The organism is Methylomonas methanica, assembly GCF_001644035.1.
Taxonomy (GTDB): domain Bacteria; phylum Pseudomonadota; class Gammaproteobacteria; order Methylococcales; family Methylomonadaceae; genus Methylomonas; species Methylomonas methanica_A.
Genome location: NZ_LUUG01000031.1, coordinates 1 through 1112 on the forward strand (window position 1 = coordinate 1; position 1112 = coordinate 1112).

The 1112-nt window shown below is 52.3% G+C and carries 2 protein-coding genes; one reads left to right on the forward strand and one right to left on the reverse strand.

The window, feature by feature from the left end; genetic code table 11:
• Positions 1-150: 150 nt before the first annotated feature.
• The gene (locus A1332_RS01360) at positions 151-537 is read left to right on the forward strand and encodes an MAPEG family protein (RefSeq protein WP_064006787.1); all 387 of its coding nucleotides are present in this window, start codon (positions 151-153) and stop codon (positions 535-537) included.
• Between the two features lie 48 nt (positions 538-585).
• On the opposite strand, the gene A1332_RS01365 is transcribed toward A1332_RS01360, so the two are convergent.
• A complete protein-coding gene (locus A1332_RS01365; RefSeq protein WP_064006788.1) occupies positions 586-1017 on the reverse strand; it encodes a DUF2721 domain-containing protein in 432 nt (143 codons plus the stop codon).
• Positions 1018-1112 lie beyond the last annotated feature (95 nt).

The following is a 1112-nucleotide window of genomic DNA, read 5'->3' on the forward strand; positions in this document are numbered from 1 at the left end:
ACCCGGCCCTTAAATGTCCTCAGCTCTCACGTAAGCGGGCGTTCTTTCGCCACCCCAGTGGATTGTGAAATTTAAGGGCCAGGTTGACGGCAGGAACTTTCCAGTATTTAAACCGCCGAAATCCCAACAGAAAAACAGCGGGAGAAGGATGTGATAAGTGCTGTATATGCCGCGTTGGCGGCCTTATTGATAGTCTGGTTGTCACTGAGGGTTATCAAACTGCGGCGGGCGAAAAAAGTGATTTTCGGCGATGGCGGCGAAACCGATTTGCAAATCGCTATCCGCGCCCAAGGCAATGCCACGGAATACATACCAATATTGCTAATTTTATTGGCTCTATTGGAACTAAGCGGCGGACATGCCGCGCTGCTGCACACCGGCGGCGTGGCGATCATCCTGGGCCGTGTGGTGCACGCGCGAGGCTTGCTGCGCGCAAATCTGCATCAACGCGTACTTGGCATGCAAATCACTATTTTTACCTTGATCGGCTTGGCCGTGGCTAATCTGGGTTACGCCGCTAACGCGGTATTCGGGTAGCATTCGCTGACGCTTTGCAGACCACAATGATTGGAATTGCTCAATAGCTTAAGGTCGTTTGAGTAGCGCTAGAATACCCGTAGCAAGGGCGATTTCTCTGAGAAAGCATAAGAGCCCACCTATCAGCGCCAGCATCGACGCCACAAACAATAGCGAGACCACATTCGATAGATCGATGGCTAATTCCACGCTGACGAACATGGCGACGATGGATAGGCAAACCAGTAAGGCACAAGTGGTACACATGATAATGGACCATTGATTCCAGCGTGCCCGCCGCGTCAAGATCTGCAACTCTGGATAATGTTGCTCGGCTTGCGCGCCATCGAGATCACTGAGCAAACGGAACCGGTCCACGGTGCGCCCCAGGCGGCTGGTCAATACCCCCAAAATACCGGCAACGCCGGAGAGCAAAAAAACCGGAGCAACCGCTTGTTGAATCACATGAGCAACTGTCGGTATGTTGGCTATGGCATCCATAATGACTATCCGCAAAATTGAAAATTAAAAGTACCGCATTTATTCACCCGGCCGTTGAATTCCCTGGATTCGTGGTTCCCGCGAAGGCGGGAGCG